Origin of the sequence: Sphingomonas sp. Leaf33 (genome assembly GCF_001421785.1) — a bacterium.
Lineage (GTDB): Bacteria > Pseudomonadota > Alphaproteobacteria > Sphingomonadales > Sphingomonadaceae > Sphingomonas.
The window spans coordinates 292,491-306,421 of record NZ_LMLB01000001.1; the positions used below are offsets into that span (position 1 = coordinate 292,491).

The 13,931-nt window shown below is 67.0% G+C and carries 19 protein-coding genes; 8 read left to right on the plus strand and 11 right to left on the minus strand.

Annotated elements, in window-relative coordinates; all coding sequences use genetic code 11:
• Positions 1–34: 34 nt before the first annotated feature.
• The 7 genes from ASE86_RS01510 to ASE86_RS01540 are packed head-to-tail and all read right to left on the minus strand — an operon-like array spanning position 35 to position 5,201.
• Complete coding sequence (locus ASE86_RS01510; RefSeq protein WP_056421747.1) at positions 35–724, minus strand: flagellar basal body L-ring protein FlgH; 690 nt, start codon at positions 722–724, stop codon at positions 35–37.
• Positions 725–740: 16 nt separating this feature from the next.
• Positions 741–1,529: a flagellar basal-body rod protein FlgG gene (flgG, locus tag ASE86_RS01515; protein WP_056421748.1), complete on the minus strand. Its 789-nt coding sequence runs from the start codon at positions 1,527–1,529 to the stop codon at positions 741–743.
• Between the two features lie 30 nt (positions 1,530–1,559).
• On the minus strand, positions 1,560–2,309 hold the full coding sequence (gene flgF, locus ASE86_RS01520; RefSeq protein ID WP_056421749.1) for a flagellar basal-body rod protein FlgF: 750 nt from the start codon (positions 2,307–2,309) through the stop codon (positions 1,560–1,562).
• A gap of 30 nt (positions 2,310–2,339) precedes the next feature.
• A complete protein-coding gene (locus ASE86_RS01525; RefSeq protein ID WP_056421750.1) occupies positions 2,340–3,671 on the minus strand; it encodes a flagellar hook protein FlgE in 1,332 nt (443 codons plus the stop codon).
• A 56-nt stretch (positions 3,672–3,727) separates the two neighbouring features.
• On the minus strand, positions 3,728–4,432 hold the full coding sequence (locus tag ASE86_RS01530) for a flagellar hook assembly protein FlgD (protein ID WP_056421751.1): 705 nt from the start codon (positions 4,430–4,432) through the stop codon (positions 3,728–3,730).
• Between the two features lie 4 nt (positions 4,433–4,436).
• Complete coding sequence (gene flgC / locus ASE86_RS01535) at positions 4,437–4,847, minus strand: flagellar basal body rod protein FlgC (RefSeq protein ID WP_056421752.1); 411 nt, start codon at positions 4,845–4,847, stop codon at positions 4,437–4,439.
• Positions 4,848–4,850: 3 nt separating this feature from the next.
• Positions 4,851–5,201 carry a flagellar basal body rod protein FlgB gene (locus tag ASE86_RS01540; protein WP_414881271.1) on the minus strand — a complete coding sequence of 117 codons (351 nt, stop codon included), beginning with the start codon at positions 5,199–5,201 and terminating at the stop codon, positions 4,851–4,853.
• A 212-nt stretch (positions 5,202–5,413) separates the two neighbouring features.
• On the opposite strand from ASE86_RS01540, the gene ASE86_RS01545 reads away from it, so the two are divergent.
• The 8 genes from ASE86_RS01545 to fliA all read left to right on the plus strand — a co-directional run bounded on the left by ASE86_RS01545 (position 5,414) and on the right by fliA (position 11,653).
• Positions 5,414–6,073: a motility protein A gene (locus ASE86_RS01545; protein WP_056426434.1), complete on the plus strand. Its 660-nt coding sequence runs from the start codon at positions 5,414–5,416 to the stop codon at positions 6,071–6,073.
• The gene (locus ASE86_RS01550; RefSeq protein WP_056421754.1) at positions 6,070–6,567 is read left to right on the plus strand and encodes a flagellar motor protein MotB; all 498 of its coding nucleotides are present in this window, start codon (positions 6,070–6,072) and stop codon (positions 6,565–6,567) included. Before ASE86_RS01545 ends, ASE86_RS01550 begins: the two co-directional genes overlap by 4 nt.
• Complete coding sequence (locus ASE86_RS01555; protein WP_056421755.1) at positions 6,564–7,100, plus strand: flagella basal body P-ring formation protein FlgA; 537 nt, start codon at positions 6,564–6,566, stop codon at positions 7,098–7,100. The genes ASE86_RS01550 and ASE86_RS01555 overlap by 4 nt, the downstream gene beginning before the upstream one ends.
• 123 nt (positions 7,101–7,223) lie before the next feature.
• On the plus strand, positions 7,224–7,520 hold the full coding sequence (gene flgM, locus ASE86_RS01560) for a flagellar biosynthesis anti-sigma factor FlgM (protein ID WP_056421756.1): 297 nt from the start codon (positions 7,224–7,226) through the stop codon (positions 7,518–7,520).
• Positions 7,507–7,821 carry a flagellar protein FlgN gene (locus ASE86_RS01565; protein ID WP_056421757.1) on the plus strand — a complete coding sequence of 105 codons (315 nt, stop codon included), beginning with the start codon at positions 7,507–7,509 and terminating at the stop codon, positions 7,819–7,821. Before flgM ends, ASE86_RS01565 begins: the two co-directional genes overlap by 14 nt.
• Before the next feature lie 93 nt (positions 7,822–7,914).
• Positions 7,915–8,796 carry a hypothetical protein gene (locus ASE86_RS01570; protein WP_056421758.1) on the plus strand — a complete coding sequence of 294 codons (882 nt, stop codon included), beginning with the start codon at positions 7,915–7,917 and terminating at the stop codon, positions 8,794–8,796.
• Complete coding sequence (gene flhA / locus ASE86_RS01575; protein ID WP_056421759.1) at positions 8,796–10,907, plus strand: flagellar biosynthesis protein FlhA; 2,112 nt, start codon at positions 8,796–8,798, stop codon at positions 10,905–10,907. The genes ASE86_RS01570 and flhA overlap by 1 nt, the downstream gene beginning before the upstream one ends.
• On the plus strand, positions 10,904–11,653 hold the full coding sequence (gene fliA / locus ASE86_RS01580; RefSeq protein ID WP_056421760.1) for an RNA polymerase sigma factor FliA: 750 nt from the start codon (positions 10,904–10,906) through the stop codon (positions 11,651–11,653). The genes flhA and fliA overlap by 4 nt, the downstream gene beginning before the upstream one ends.
• A 92-nt stretch (positions 11,654–11,745) precedes the next feature.
• Here the strand turns inward: fliA and ASE86_RS01585 are convergent, their stop codons facing one another.
• From ASE86_RS01585 to ASE86_RS01600, 4 genes are all read right to left on the minus strand, one after another.
• Complete coding sequence (locus ASE86_RS01585) at positions 11,746–12,360, minus strand: YbhB/YbcL family Raf kinase inhibitor-like protein (RefSeq protein WP_056421761.1); 615 nt, start codon at positions 12,358–12,360, stop codon at positions 11,746–11,748.
• A gap of 111 nt (positions 12,361–12,471) precedes the next feature.
• A complete protein-coding gene (locus tag ASE86_RS01590) occupies positions 12,472–12,702 on the minus strand; it encodes a hypothetical protein (protein WP_156346994.1) in 231 nt (76 codons plus the stop codon).
• A gap of 26 nt (positions 12,703–12,728) precedes the next feature.
• The gene (locus ASE86_RS01595; RefSeq protein ID WP_056421763.1) at positions 12,729–13,403 is read right to left on the minus strand and encodes a glutathione S-transferase family protein; all 675 of its coding nucleotides are present in this window, start codon (positions 13,401–13,403) and stop codon (positions 12,729–12,731) included.
• A gap of 45 nt (positions 13,404–13,448) precedes the next feature.
• Complete coding sequence (locus tag ASE86_RS01600) at positions 13,449–13,904, minus strand: hypothetical protein (RefSeq protein ID WP_056421764.1); 456 nt, start codon at positions 13,902–13,904, stop codon at positions 13,449–13,451.
• Positions 13,905–13,931: the final 27 nt, after the last annotated feature.

Sequence of the window (13,931 nt, forward strand, 5' to 3'; positions counted from 1 at the left end):
GCGCAGGCGGGGACGAGGGGCAGTGTGCGGCGCATCAGAACGGGCTGATGGTCTGGAAGAAGCGGCTGAACCAGCCCTGGCGGCTGGCGCGCTGCACGTCGCCGCGCCCTGTATAGGCGATCTTCGCATCGGCCACGCGGGTCGACAGCACGCGGTTGTTCGCATCGATGTCGGCGGGCCGCACGATCCCGCGAATCTGGACGAATTCGTCGCCGCGGTTGAGCGTCAGCGTCTTCTGCCCCTGCACGATCATCGTGCCGTTGGGCAGCACTTCGGCGACCGTGACGCTGATTTCGCCCGACAGCGCGTTCGACTGGTCGGCGGTCCCGGTGCCACCGAAATTGCGCTTGCCGCTGATCGCCACGTCGGTCGGCTTCACCGCCGACAGGACACCGGTCGTCGGCGGCGTGATGCCGAAGCCGCCGCCTGAATCGAGCTTGCTGCCCGCCGACTTCGTGGCCTGGGTACGTTCGGTCAGGATGATCGTCAGTGGATCGCCGACCGCGCGGGCGCGCGACCCTTCGTACAGGCCGCCATAGCCGGCCGACACCTGGAAGATCGCGCCGTTGGCCGGAGCCGCTACGGGCGCGGGCGGTGCATAGACAGTGCGATATTCGGGCGGCGGCACGACCGGCTTCTTCTTGCCGAAGATGCCGGCGGTCGCCGGCGTCGCGACGATCGATGCGAGGACGCCAAGGACGATTGGGGCGGAGATGATACGCATGACGGGTCAGTCGTCCTCAGATGTTCTGGTTGACGTATTTGAGCATTTCGTCGGTCGCGGAGATCATCTTGGAATTGACCTCGTACGCGCGCTGGGTCTCGATCATGTCGACCAGTTCCTCGACGACGTTGACGTTCGATCCTTCGAGCATCCCCTGGCGGATCTTGCCACGGCCGTCCTGCCCGGCGATGCCCAGGTTCGCGGCCCCCGACGCACCGTTCTCGATCAGGTAGTTGTCGCCGATCGAGGTAAGCCCCGCGGCGTTTGCAAAGCTTGCGATCTGGATCTGGCCGACCTGCGTCGCTTCGTTCTGGCCGGGCACGGTCGCCGACACGGTGCCGTCCTCGCCGATCGAGATAGACGTCGTGTTCTCGGGGATCGTGATGCCCGGCATCACCTGATAGCCCTCCGACGTGATCATCAGCCCCTCGGGCGAGCGGCTGAAATTGCCCGCGCGGGTGTAGCCGAGCTGGCCGCCCGGCAGCTGGACCTGGAAATAGCCGTCGCCGTCCAGCGCCATGTCGAGGCTGTGGCCGGTGGTCTGGAGCGAGCCTTGCGTGTTGATCCGCGAGGTGCCCTGGACGCGGACGCCGGTGCCGAGATTGAGGCCGGTCGCGTATTTCGTCTCCTGCGTGCTGGCGGAGCCGGGCGCGGTGACGACCTGATACGCCAGCGTCTCGAACGCGGCGCGGTCCTTCTTGAACCCGGTCGTATTCACGTTAGCCAGGTTGTTCGAGATGACCCGCATACGCGTATCCTGCGCGTCGATGCCGGTACGGGCGATGTGGAGAGCAGCAGAACCCATCGTATCAGTCCTTCAATTAGGCCGGCCGGATCAGCCAGGAATCCGCATGAGCGAGGCGGAGCTCTCGTCCATCGACTTGGCTTCCTTCAGCAGGTTGGCCTGCACTTCGTAGCTGCGCTGGTTCTCGATCATGTCGACCAGCGCCTGGGTCAGGTTGACGTTCGATCCTTCGAGTGCGCCGGTCAGGACCTTGGCATCCATGTCGTCGGGTAGCACGCCGCCGCCCTTCACGCGCAGCAGGTTGTCGAGGCCCTTGACCGTCTGCGATCCGTCCGGATTGCCGAAGCGGATGCGGTCGACCGCCTGCGACGGCGTGCCCGGGGGCGATCCGACGGGTACGATCGACAGCGTGCCGTCCTCGCCGATCATCACGTCTTGCGCGGGTGGGACGGTGATGGGGCCCCCCGACCCCATCACCGGATGCCCGTCGCCCGTCTGCAGGACACCGGATTCGGTGATCTGCAGGTCGCCGCGGCGGGTATAGGCTTCCGTGCCGTCGGGGGACTGGACGACCATCCACGACGTGCCGGGGATGGCGATGTCCAGGTTTCGGCCGGTGGACTGGATGGTGCCCGCACGCCGATCGGCGTCGAGCACTTCCTCCGACACCGGCGCCCGTGATTCCAGGCCCGCGCCGCCCTTCAGCATCAGCTGCTGGAAAGCGACACGATCGGACTTGAACCCTGTCGTCGACGCGTTCGCGATGTTGTTCGCGATCGCCGCCTGCGCGGACATCTGTCCCTTAAGCCCGGTGAGGGCGGTGTAGACCAACCGGTCCATCGGCTACGTCCTCTCGCTATCCGTTCAGGATCAGCTGCGCATGTTGAAAATGGTCTGCGAAATCTGGCTCGACGTCTCCAGGCTCTTGGCGTTCGCCTGGAAGTTGCGCTGCGCCGCGATCAGGCTGACCAGTTCCTCGGTGATATCGACGTTCGAGCGTTCGATGGCACCGGTGCTGAGGTTGCCGAAGCCGTTCGCGCCGGCCTCGCCAAGGCGCGCCTCGCCCGATACGCCGGTCGCCGACCAGTAGCTCTTGCCCATCTGGCGCAGGCCCGATGGATTGGAGAAGTTGGCGAGCGCCACCTTGCCCAGCGCCTGGGTGTCGCCGTTGGAGAAGCTGGCGCTGACGACGCCGTATTCGCTGATCGTCACGCTTTCGATCTGGCCGATCGCACGGCCGTCCTGGATTTCGGACGTCTTGACGAACGGAGAGCTGAGCTGCGTCGTCAGGTTGCCGAAATCGAGCGTCAGAGTCTGCGACGTCGTCGAGCTGGTCGGGGTGAAGCCGTCGAACGCGACCTTGGTGGCCGGCGTGCCGGTTGCGCCGTTGGCATCCACCACGCCGGTCAGCTTGCCCTTGTCGTCGTAGGTCATGGTCATCGGACCCTTGACGCCACCCGACGACAGCTGGTCGCTGCCGACGAAGGTGTAGACCTTCCAGCTGCTGGTGGTGCCGGCACCGGTCGATGCGGTGTCGCGGACGTAATAGTTGGTCATCGTCTGCGAATTGCCGAGCGCATCGTAGATCGTGGTCTGCGACGAGTTGTTGTAGGTCGCCGGGTTGAAACGGTCGAAGGCATAGGCCTTGCCGCCGTTGGTGAAGATCGTGCTGTCCTTCGGGATCGACGCATTGGCCGACAGATTGACCGACAGTTCGACCGACGTCGTCGCCGAAGGCACACCGCTGGTCGCCGGCAGGCGCAGGCTGACCATCGAATCGAGTCCGGTCGCGACGACCGTGCCCGACCCGTCGACCGGATACACCTGCAGCTTGCCGCCGTTGGCGTCGGTCACGAAGCGGTCGTTGTCGACGAAGAACGCGCCGTTGCGGGTGAACGAGACCTTCGCCGAATTGAGATCCGGCTTGACCGCAAAGAACCCTTCGCCCGAGATCAGCATGTCGAGCGAGTTGGTCGACTGCTGCGAGCCGCCCTGGCTGAACTGCTGGCGCACCGCCTTCACGACGGTACCCGACCCGATCATCTGCGTCGGCGACACCGACACGTTCGATGCCATGACGTCGGCGAATTCGACGCGGCTCTTCTTGAAGCCGTTGGTCGAGACGTTGGCGAGGTTGTGCGAGATCGTCGCCATTTCGGTCTGCGATGCCTGAAGGCCCGAAAGCGAAGTGTAGAAGGTCATGGCGGTTCAGCTCCTGGTCGGAAATTGGGTTGGGATGAGAGGCGGTTGAAAGAAGATCAGGCGACCGCGCGGATGGCGGAGGCCTTGACGTCGCCGATGCCCGGCAGCGTCAGCACAGGCTCGGACCCGTTGGGCAGCGTAGCCGAGGTGACCGGCGCCCAGACGAGCGTGCGGCTGGTGACCGACGTCGCACCGTCGCGGGCGATGGCGCTCAGCGTATAGGGCCCTTCGGTCGCGGTGCCGTCTTCCAGCTTGCCGTCCCAGTCGAAGGTGGCCGAGCCGGCGGGCTTCGCGCCCATGTCGAACGAGCGGACGGGCGCGCCGTTCTTGTCCATGATGGTCACGGTGACGTTGGTCGCAGCGGCGTCGAGTTCGACCGCGCCAGCGATGCCGCCCGATGCACGCGGATAGGCGGTCTTGCCTTCGGTCAGCACGGTCTTGCCGACGTAGGACATCGCCTCCGACGCGGTGCTGGCGCTCAGCTTCGTCGCGATCGACTTCAGCGTCGATCCCATGTCCGAAATACCGGCCAGCGACGAGAATTGCGCCATCTGGGCGACCATCTGCGAATTGTCGACCGGCTCGAACGGGTCCTGGTTCTTCATCTGCGCGGTCAGCAGCGCGATGAAGTCGCCCGGGCCCATCTCGTTCAGCGTCTTGCTGGTCGAAGTCTTCGCAGCGGTCGCGGCCTTGGCGGCGGCGGCGGTGCTGATGCCCGCCTTGCCCAGCGCGCTTTCGAAGGCGGAAGTGGTGGTGGCCATGGTATCAGCGTCCCAGCTTGATGGTATCGAGGATCAGCGTCTTGGCGGTCTGCATGACCTCGACGTTGTTCTGGTAGTTTCGCGCGCTCTCGAGCATGTCGACCAGCTCGCGGCTTTCATCGACCGCGTTCTCGAAGACGTTGCCGTCCTTGTCGGCCAGCGGATTGCCGGGATCGAAGCGCTTGGTCGGTTCTTCGCCCGCGGTGACGATCTTCTCGACGTTGACCGTCGACATCTGCGATGCCTGGTCGAACTGGGTGCGGAACACCGGCTTGATCGAACGATAGGCGGCCTGAGCGGTCGTCGCGACGCCGCCGGCGTTCGCCAGGTTCGACGCGGTCGTGTTCATCCGCACCAGCTGCGCGGACATCGCGCGACCGGCGACCTGGAAGATGTTCATCGGGGAATCGGCCATGGCTTATTCGCCCTTCAGCGCGCGGGTGATGGTGCCGATGCGACCGTTCAGGAACGATAGCGTCGTCTGGTAGGCGACGGCATTCTCGGCAAAGGCGGTCTGCTCGGTCGCCAGCTCGACGGTATTGCCGTCCAGGCTCATCTGCGTCGGCAGGCGGTATTTGGTGTTTGCGGTGACGCTCGCGTCCAGCACACCGCTCTCGGCGCCCTTCAGCGCCGCGGAGAAGTCGATGTCCTTGGCCTTGTAGCCGGGGGTGGACGCGTTCGCGATGTTCGACGCAAGCAACGCCATGCGCTGCGACCGCACCGCAAGGGCTGTCCCGTGTACCCCGAAAAGATCGTTCTCAGCCATGATGGCGTGGTCCCGCGTTGATGACGTGAGACGGCCCTGCAACCACCGTGCCAATTGCCCGATTTTGCCTGCGGGACGGTCACCGGCAGGGCAGGGCGGCAAAGGGTTGCCGGTTGCCGGTTGAGGATTGCCGGGTGCATGGGTTCCGATCGGCACTCGATCTCGATCCATCATGGTAAACCAAAACGGCACGTCCCTTGCACAGCATCCGCGCGATGTCCGTTACCGCCAGCCTTGTCCTCTTCCTCGATCCGCTCGCCTTCGCCATCGTCGGCGGGGGGACGGTCGTTGCCACCGTCCTGCGCACGCCTGCGCGCGATCTTACGCGGTCGATCGTCGCGCTGAAGGCGATCGGGCGGACGCCGTTCGATGCCGGCGCCCTGGTTACGCAGGTCGAGGCGCTGAGCCGGATCACCGCGCGCCACGGCGTGATGCAGCTCGACCGATCGGTCATCACCGATCCCGATGTCGCCGCCGCAATGGGGGCCATCGTCGACGGCGCCGACGGCGAGGTCGTCCGCGCCGTGATCGAGGATCGCCGCACCGCGCGGTTCGAACGCCAGCGTGCGGCGGCCGAGACATGGGCGGCGGCGGCCGAATTCGCGCCCGCGATGGGCATGGTCGGCACGCTGATCGGCCTCGTCCGCCTCTTCACCAGCATGACCGACCCGTCGGCGATCGGCGGCGCGATGGCGATCGCCGTGCTGGCGACATTGTACGGCGCGCTGCTCGGCAACCTCGTCTGCCTGCCCGTCGCGGCGCGACTGAAGCGGCTGGCGCGCGCCGAATGCGTGGAGCGCGGGCGCCTGGCCGATCCGCTCGCGCGGCTGGCGACACGCGAAGCGCCACAACTGCGCGCGGTGGCGGTCGCATGACGATCGACCAGTTGATGGAGGACGAATCGCGCCGGCCGATCTGGCTGGTGACGCTGGCCGACGTCATGATGCTGCTTGTTGGCTTCTTCGTCTTTCTCCAGGCCAATCCGAAGGTCGATGCGGCCACGCTCGGCAACGCCTTGCGCGAAGGGTTCGGCCTTGCCGCCGAAGCGCCGATCGCGCTCGAGGCGAATGTCGTTCAGGGCTTTGCAACCGGCTCTGCCGCGCTGCCGCCGTACGATGTCGCCGGCTGGGTCCGCGCGGTCACCAACGATCCGCGCACGACGATCCGCGTCACCGGCGGCACCGATGCCACGCCGGCCGATGTCGATCCCGCGACCGGCTCCGCTGCGATCCTCGCTGCCGACCGCGCGCGGGCCGTCGCCGCGGCGATCGCGCGCGACGTGCCGCCCGGCCGCATCGCGATCGATACCCGTCCCGGCGCGGGTCGCGCCGTCCAGCTTACACTCTCCTATGATGGGGAAACCCGATGATCCGTCCGCTGCTCACTCTCGCTGCCCTCACCGCGCCGCTGCCGCTGGTCGCGCAGGCGATCCGGTTTCAGGACACGACCGCTATCGACGTCGCCGTCACCGCCTTTACGGGCCATGCGATCGGGGAGGAGGGCGGCGCGCGCACCGCGGTCGATGCGCGGCTGAAGCTGGCGCAATGCCCGCTGCCGCAGCTCGACTGGCGCGGCACGTTCCAGGACGCGGTCGTCGTCACCTGCGATGCCCCGCGCTGGCGTATCTACGTGCCGATCAAGCTGCCGCCGCAGGTCGCGCGTCCGCAGGTCGCCGCGGCGACACCGGCCGCCGTCATGCCGGTGGTGAAGCCCGAGATCGTCATCAAGCGCGGCGACCCGATCACCGTCGAGGCCGGCGGCGCGGGCTTCTCGATATCGCGCGAAGGTACCGCGATGGGCGATGCGCCGGCCGGTGGGCGACTGCTGGTGAAGATCGATCCGGCAAAGCCGCCGATCCAGGCGGTCGCGCTGGCCACAGGGCGTGCCACGCTGCCCAATTGAGCGGGTCGATCGCCCGGCTTTCGTGATGAAGCCGTCGTTCACCCTCATTCTCGCAAAAATTGCTAAAACATTTCCGCCAGAGGTCGTTGTTGGGTGTGACGAAGCCATTCGAGGACGGGAACCATGGTGGATCCGATCGGTATAAAAGCGGCGACGAGCATCGATCGCAAGCCGGCGCCGGTCGCGCCGACTGCGGCGGTGACGGTATCGCAACCGGCAGTGGACGCCACGGTGACCCGCGCACCATCGACGCTGCAGGCGCTGTCGCAGCCCGCCGCCGCTTCGGCGCCGGTCGATGCCGAGCGCGTCTCCAAGATCAAGAAGGCGATCGAGGACGGCAAGTTTCCGCTGCTGCCCGCGACCATCGCCGACCGCCTGCTCGCCCTCAAGCTCGAATGGAATCCCAATGAAGCGGCGTGATGCCCTGGTCGGCGTGATCGAAGCGCTGCACTGCGAGATCGATGCGCTGAAGACGAACGACATCGCCGGGCTCGAGGCGGCCACCGCGCGCAAGCTGCGCTGCATCGAGGATGCCGCGGCCTGCGATCACGAGCCCGCAACGCCTGAGATCGGCGAGCTGGCACGCGAGGCGCATCGGCTGAACGAGACCTGCCGCATCTACGTCAACCTGATGGCGGCAAACGTCCGCCGTCGCCTGCAGGTTCTTGCCGGGTCGCCGAGCTCCGCCTACCGCCCGACCGGCGCCGCCGCCTACGCCTAAGCCGTCGTCCCGCCTGCGCGGGGCAGGGTGTCCGTAATTGGCACGCCTCTTGCTGAAACGATCCTCAACAGGGGTTTCAGGCAAGATTTTCGAATGACCATTCCGAACCTGACAAAGGTCGCCGTGGGGCGTGTCGGAGGCGTACAGAACGCCATCCAGCTCGCGTCCACGCGCACGGGGATCGATTTCAACTATCTGCTGGGGCAGGCGCAGGTCGAAAGCGGCCTGAACGCCTCTGCCCGCGCCGGTACGTCGTCGGCGACCGGCCTCTATCAGTTCATCGAACAGAGCTGGCTGGGCGTGGTCAAGAACCACGGCGCCGACCACGGCATGGGCTGGGCCGCCGACAGCATCACGCGCACGGCATCGGGCAAGTACACCGTGAGCGATCCGTCGGTCCGCCGCCAGATCCTGAGCCTGCGCAACGACCCCACCGCAGCCTCGCTGATGGCGGCCGAACATGCCTCCGACAACAAGGACCAGCTGGGCGCCGCGCTCAATCGCGACGTGACCGGCACCGACCTGTACATGGCGCATTTCCTGGGCATCGGCGGCGCGAAGAAATTCCTGTCGGCGATGGACGGCAATCCCGCCCAGAGTGCGGCCGCGCTGTTTCCGGCCGCCGCGCGCAGCAATCGCAACGTCTTCTATGCCGCCGACGGCAGCCCGCGGTCGCTGGGCGACGTCTACAACCGCTTCGCCGCCAAGCTCGACAAGGGCGCGGCGGCATCGGGCGCGACCGGCCTCGCCAGCGGGACGATCGACGCGCTGAAGCTCGATCCGGACATGCAGGTCGTGCTGGGCAGCGAAGCCCAGGGCGGCGACCGCGCCTGGCTTGCCTCCACGCTGGAGCGTTTCGGCGTCGCCGGCCGTGCGAGCGGCGCGTCGGAGGCGGCGGCGACATTGCTCCGCCCCAATCCTGACAATGCGCGCCTCGCCTATCTCATGCTGGCGCGTCTCGGAGGTAACGTCTGATGGCCTCCCCCCTGCTTGCCAAGGCGCTGCCCGGCCTGAGAGGCGCGGCACTCCCCGCCGCCATGCTGCTGCTGGTCGTGCTGATGGTCGTGCCGATCCCGGCCTTCCTGCTCGACGTGTTCTTCATCATGAACATCGTCATCAGCCTGGCCGTGCTGATGGTCGCGCTGAACGCGCAGAAGCCGCTCGATTTCTCCGCCTTCCCGACCGTCCTGCTGTTCGCCACGCTGTTCCGCCTGGCGCTCAACGTCGCCTCCACCCGTGTCGTGCTGGGCAAGGGGCATGAGGGCGAGGCCGCGGCGGGCCATGTGATCGAGGCGTTCGGCACCTTCCTGATCGGCGGTGATTACGTCGTCGGGCTCTTCGTGTTCAGCATTCTCGTCATCATCAACATGATCGTGGTGACCAAGGGTGCGGGTCGCGTGTCCGAAGTGTCGGCGCGCTTCACCCTGGACGCATTGCCCGGCAAGCAGATGGCGATCGACGCCGATTTGAACGCGGGCCTCATCACCCCGGACGACGCCCGCGCGCGCCGTGTCGAAGTGTCGACCGAAGCCGATTTCTACGGGTCGATGGACGGTTCGTCGAAGTTCGTGAAGGGCGACGCGGTCGCCGGCCTGCTGATCCTGGCGATCAACATCGTCGGCGGCCTGATCCTCGGCACCGTCAGCCACGGCATGGGCATCAAGGACGCCGCGCAGACCTATATCGTGCTTGCGATCGGCGACGCGCTGGTCGCGCAGCTGCCGGGGCTGATGCTGTCGATCGCCGCCGCCGCGATCGTCACCCGCGTCACCTCCAGCCAGGATCTGGCCGGACAGATCGGTGGCCAGTTCGCCAGCCACCGCACCTGGACGCCGGTCGCCGCCGCACTTGGCGTGCTCGGTCTGGTGCCGGGCATGCCGCATTTCCTGATCCTGCCGATCGCCGCCGCGGCAGGCTATGCCGCATGGCGCCTGAAGCAGGCCGCCGATCGCCCGGTCGTCGCCGAGGCACCGGCGCCTGCCGAAGCGCAGGACCTGTCGAAGATCGGCTGGGACGAAGTGAGCGACACCTGCCACGTCCTTCTCGACATCGGCTATGGTCTCGTGCCGCTGGTCGATGAGCGGAAGGGCAGCCCGCTGATGGGCCGCATCACCGGGGTGCGCCGCCAACTGTCGAAGGATTTGGGCTTCGTCGTGCCGCAGGTGCGCGTGCGCGACGACATCAACCTGGCGCCCTACACCTACCGAATCATCATCGGCGGCGTCATCGTCGGCGAGGATCAGGTGTCGCCCGACGAGATGCTGGCGCTCGATACCGGCCAGGCGGTCGGCACGTTGCCGGGAAAGCCCGCCAAGGACCCGACGTTCGGCCTCGACGCGGTGTGGATCTCGGCGGTCGACGCCGATGCCGCGACGGGGGCGGGCTATCTGGTCGTCGATGCCGGCACGGTAGTCGCCACGCACCTCAATCAGCAGCTGCTGAGCCATGCCGCCGACCTGCTGGGCCCGGACGAAGTGCAGTCGCTGCTCGATGGCCTAAAAGAACGCTCCGCCGCGCTCGTCGCTTCGCTCTGCCCGCAGCCGATGCCGCTGACCACGCTGACGCAGGTACTGCGCGCACTGCTGGCGGAAGGGATTCCGCTCAAGGAATTCCGCCGCATCGCCGCCGCGCTCGCCAATGCCGCAACGCGCTCGGCGGATCCGGAGGAGCTGGTCGAGCTGATCCGCCCCGACCTCGGCGCGCTCATCATCCAGAAGCTGTGCACCGTGCGCGAACCGCTGCGGGTGATGACGCTGGAGGGCCAGCTAGAGGCGCTGCTGGGCCAGGCGATCCGTTCCGACCCCGCACGCCGCCACGCGATCGAACCCGATCTCGGCCGCCGTATCGCCGATGCCATGCAGCGCGCCGCCGGGCCGTTCATCGCCGAGGCCAAGCCCTTCGCGCTCGTCGTCCAGCCCGCGATCCGCATCGCGATGCGCAAGCTGGTCAAAACCATTTTGCCGGATACGCCCGTCATGAGCTTCTTCGAAGTGCCCGAGGACAAGTCGGTCGAAGTCATCGCCGTCATCGGCGCGGCCGACCAGCCGCCTGCGCTCGGTGGGCACCAGCAGGCGATCGCGGCATGAGTTTCATGAGCCCCATCCAGCCCGCGCCGGGTGCGCCGCTGACCTATGGCGCGCGCTCGCGCCCCGGTCCCGACATGACCGCGCTGGTCCGCCAGCACATGCCGCGTGTGCGCCGGATCGCCTGGCACATCCACGGCAGCATGTCGTCGTCGGTCGAGGTCGAGGACCTGGTCCAGATCGGGCTGATCGCGCTGGTCGAGGCCGCCGGCAGCTTCGAGGATCGCGGCGCGGTCACGTTCGAGCAATATCTTAACACCCGCGTCCGCGGATCGATGATCGACGAACTCCGCCGCCAGGCGACGCTGACCCGCGGCGCGATGAAGCGGCGCAAGCTCTACAACGAAACGGTCGCCGCGCTGACCGGCGCCGACGGCCGCCGCCCCGACGACGCCAAGATCGCGGAGACGCTGGGCGTGACTATCGAGAAGCTGCGCACCGATTACGCGACCGCGGAACCCGTGCGGTTCGAGACGATCGAGGATCTTCAGGGCGACGAAGGCCCGTGGTTCGTGTCCGAGGAGCCGTCGCCGTTTGATGCGCTGGCCGACGCCGATCAGCGTGACGTGCTGGTCCAGGCGATCGCCGACCTTCCGGAACGCGAGCAGATGGTGATCCAGCTCTATTACATAGAGGAACTGAACCTCGAGGAAATCGGCCAGGTGCTCGACGTCGGCGCCGCGCGCGTCTGCCAGATCAAGAAGTCGGCGCACGATCGGTTGAAGAAGGCGCTGACACGACGGCTGTAAGCCCCGCCGTGCTCCCGCGAAGGCGGGAGCCCAGGGCGGCAAGCGACGACCTCCGCTACCCTGGGCTCCCGCCTCCGCAGGGGCACAGATGCCTAAGCCGGCGCGACCGCGCCCACCGGCCCCATATTCGCCGGCTCGCCGCGCGAATAGGTGCCCGTCAGCAATCCCGCTGCCAGCACCCGCCCGCGCATAGCCTCAACGATATCGCCGCGGCTCGGCGTTGCGCCGGGATCGGAGGCATCCCTCAATGCGAACAACTGGAAAGCGTAACGGTGTTCGCCATGCCCGGTCGGCGGGTCGGGCGGCAACCAGCCTTCGCGCAAATAGGAGTTGCGGCCGACGTCACCCTGTGCCCCGCCGTCGCCATCCGCGACGATCGCGGCCTCGGCCAGCTGCCCGTCCTCGGCCGGCAAACCCCAGACGATCGCGTGAACGAGGGGCGCAGGTGTCGGTGCGTCGGCATCCTCGACCAGCAACGCCAGATGCGTCGCCTCCGCCGGCACGCCGGTCCAGAACAGCGGCGGCGAGACACCAGCGCCGTCCGCGGTAAAGCGTTCGGGAATACGCCCGCCATTAGCAAAAGCGGGCGAGCGCAGGTCGATCGCGGCGAAACTGCCAAGGCCCTCCTGCACGATCGCCAGCTTGTCGGTGCCCGCGCGCAAGCCCTTCAGGGCAGCGCCGAGCCAGTGAGGGATATGTTCGAGCATGAATGGGTCCGCTGGTCAGTAGGGATGGAACCAGTAAACGCCGTGACCCACGCTTCGGTGCCGAAACAGCTCCCCAGAAGAAGGGCGGGCGGACCGGGGCACGTAGTATCCCTAACCGCCGTCAAAAAGAGCTGTCGTGACAATGTCGACGCCCTTTGGCGAGATCGAGATAAAATCGGGATGCAGGCTCGCGATGGTCGGTGGAAGCCGTCGATCCGACACGCTTTCCCAGTCGGACTGCGGCAATTGCATCAACCCATGTGCCTCGACCGCGATCGCCGCGACCCTGTTCGCATTTGCCGCCGGCCCGTAACATCCGGTCGGCGCGAGCAGAACGATCATCGCGACCACTGCCCGCCACGGCAGCACTACAGGTCCAGCTTCTCGTAATCCGCCGGCGGGCTGACGATTTCCATGCGTTCGGCGAGCAGCGGGCGGAAGCTGGGGCGGCTCTTCATGCCGACGTACCAGCGCTTGGCCTGTTCGTGGCTCTTCCAGTCGATGCCGCCCAGGTAATCGGCGACCGAGATCTGCGCGGCGGCGGCAAGATCGGCGAGGCTCATCGTCGCGCCAGCGAGCCAGGTGCGGTGGTCGAGCAGATAGTCGATATAGTCGAGATGCCCGACCGCCGCGCGCATCGCTTCGCGCAGCAGCGCGGCGTCGGGCGCGGTGCGGTGGACGACGCGCTTCAGCATGCGTTCGTTGAGCAACGGCGCGGTGATGTCGCGGTAGAATTGCGTATCGAACCACGCGACCAGCCGGCGGATCTCGGCGCGGTTGGCCGCGGTGCCGTTGATCATCGCCGATTTCTCGACCGTCTCCTCGAAATATTCGCAGATCGCCATCGAATCGATCAGCGGGGCGCCGGGGCGATCGGTGTCGATCATCACCGGGGTCTGCCCGGCCGGATTCATGTCGAGGAATTCGTCACGCCGCTCCCACGGCGATTCGCGCACCGGATCGTATCCGACGCCCTTTTCTGCCAGCAGCAGCCGGACCTTGCGCGAGAAGGGGCACAGGGGGAATTGATAGAGCTGCCACATGCAGCCCTTATCTACCGCCCCTGCGCGACCCGTCCAGCGGCGCCGTCAATAATCGTCGTCGGCCCCGTCATAGCGCGGTGCGGTGAGCGCGTTGCTGGCGAGCAGGCCAGTGAGTGGCGCGACGGCGGCACGAAGGCGATCGGCGGTGCGGGCCAGTTCCCCCGACATCGCGAGCGCACCACCCGCGACCGTCCCGGCATTGGCAACTGCGCGGCGGGTGTCGTCATGCAGCCGCGCCTCGAACTGCGGATCGCGACGGCGCTGGACATCGCGCAGCGTATCGCCTGCGCGGATATCGCTGTCGGGACCGGTCAGCGACGCAAGCGGCCCGACACGCGTGTCGAGCACGATCCCGGCGAGCGCGCTGACGGCAGCGGCGATGCCGTCCTGCGCCACCGGGTCCTGCAGCGCGCGGACGGCGTCAGCCTGGATCGGCGACTGCGCGGCAGCGGGCGCGGCGGTGACGCACAGCGCCAGGGCGGCAGCGGACATGAAACGCATGATACTCTCCCGAGTCGAAACAGCAAA

Bases quoted from the DNA above. Each gene is read 5' to 3' on its own strand.
- ASE86_RS01510 (WP_056421747.1), bottom strand. From the start codon at position 724: ATGCGTATCATCTCCGCCCCAATCGTCCTTGGCGTCCTCGCATCGATC.
- flgG (WP_056421748.1), bottom strand. From the start codon at position 1,529: ATGGGTTCTGCTGCTCTCCACATCGCCCGTACCGGCATCGACGCGCAG.
- flgF (WP_056421749.1), bottom strand. From the start codon at position 2,309: ATGGACCGGTTGGTCTACACCGCCCTCACCGGGCTTAAGGGACAGATG.
- ASE86_RS01525 (WP_056421750.1), bottom strand. From the start codon at position 3,671: ATGACCTTCTACACTTCGCTTTCGGGCCTTCAGGCATCGCAGACCGAA.
- ASE86_RS01530 (WP_056421751.1), bottom strand. From the start codon at position 4,432: ATGGCCACCACCACTTCCGCCTTCGAAAGCGCGCTGGGCAAGGCGGGC.
- flgC (WP_056421752.1), bottom strand. From the start codon at position 4,847: ATGGCCGATTCCCCGATGAACATCTTCCAGGTCGCCGGTCGCGCGATG.
- ASE86_RS01545 (WP_056426434.1), top strand. From the start codon at position 5,414: ATGTCCGTTACCGCCAGCCTTGTCCTCTTCCTCGATCCGCTCGCCTTC.
- ASE86_RS01550 (WP_056421754.1), top strand. From the start codon at position 6,070: ATGACGATCGACCAGTTGATGGAGGACGAATCGCGCCGGCCGATCTGG.
- ASE86_RS01555 (WP_056421755.1), top strand. From the start codon at position 6,564: ATGATCCGTCCGCTGCTCACTCTCGCTGCCCTCACCGCGCCGCTGCCG.
- flgM (WP_056421756.1), top strand. From the start codon at position 7,224: ATGGTGGATCCGATCGGTATAAAAGCGGCGACGAGCATCGATCGCAAG.
- ASE86_RS01565 (WP_056421757.1), top strand. From the start codon at position 7,507: ATGAAGCGGCGTGATGCCCTGGTCGGCGTGATCGAAGCGCTGCACTGC.
- ASE86_RS01570 (WP_056421758.1), top strand. From the start codon at position 7,915: ATGACCATTCCGAACCTGACAAAGGTCGCCGTGGGGCGTGTCGGAGGC.
- flhA (WP_056421759.1), top strand. From the start codon at position 8,796: ATGGCCTCCCCCCTGCTTGCCAAGGCGCTGCCCGGCCTGAGAGGCGCG.
- fliA (WP_056421760.1), top strand. From the start codon at position 10,904: ATGAGTTTCATGAGCCCCATCCAGCCCGCGCCGGGTGCGCCGCTGACC.
- ASE86_RS01585 (WP_056421761.1), bottom strand. From the start codon at position 12,360: ATGCTCGAACATATCCCTCACTGGCTCGGCGCTGCCCTGAAGGGCTTG.
- ASE86_RS01590 (WP_156346994.1), bottom strand. From the start codon at position 12,702: ATGATCGTTCTGCTCGCGCCGACCGGATGTTACGGGCCGGCGGCAAAT.
- ASE86_RS01595 (WP_056421763.1), bottom strand. From the start codon at position 13,403: ATGTGGCAGCTCTATCAATTCCCCCTGTGCCCCTTCTCGCGCAAGGTC.
- ASE86_RS01600 (WP_056421764.1), bottom strand. From the start codon at position 13,904: ATGCGTTTCATGTCCGCTGCCGCCCTGGCGCTGTGCGTCACCGCCGCG.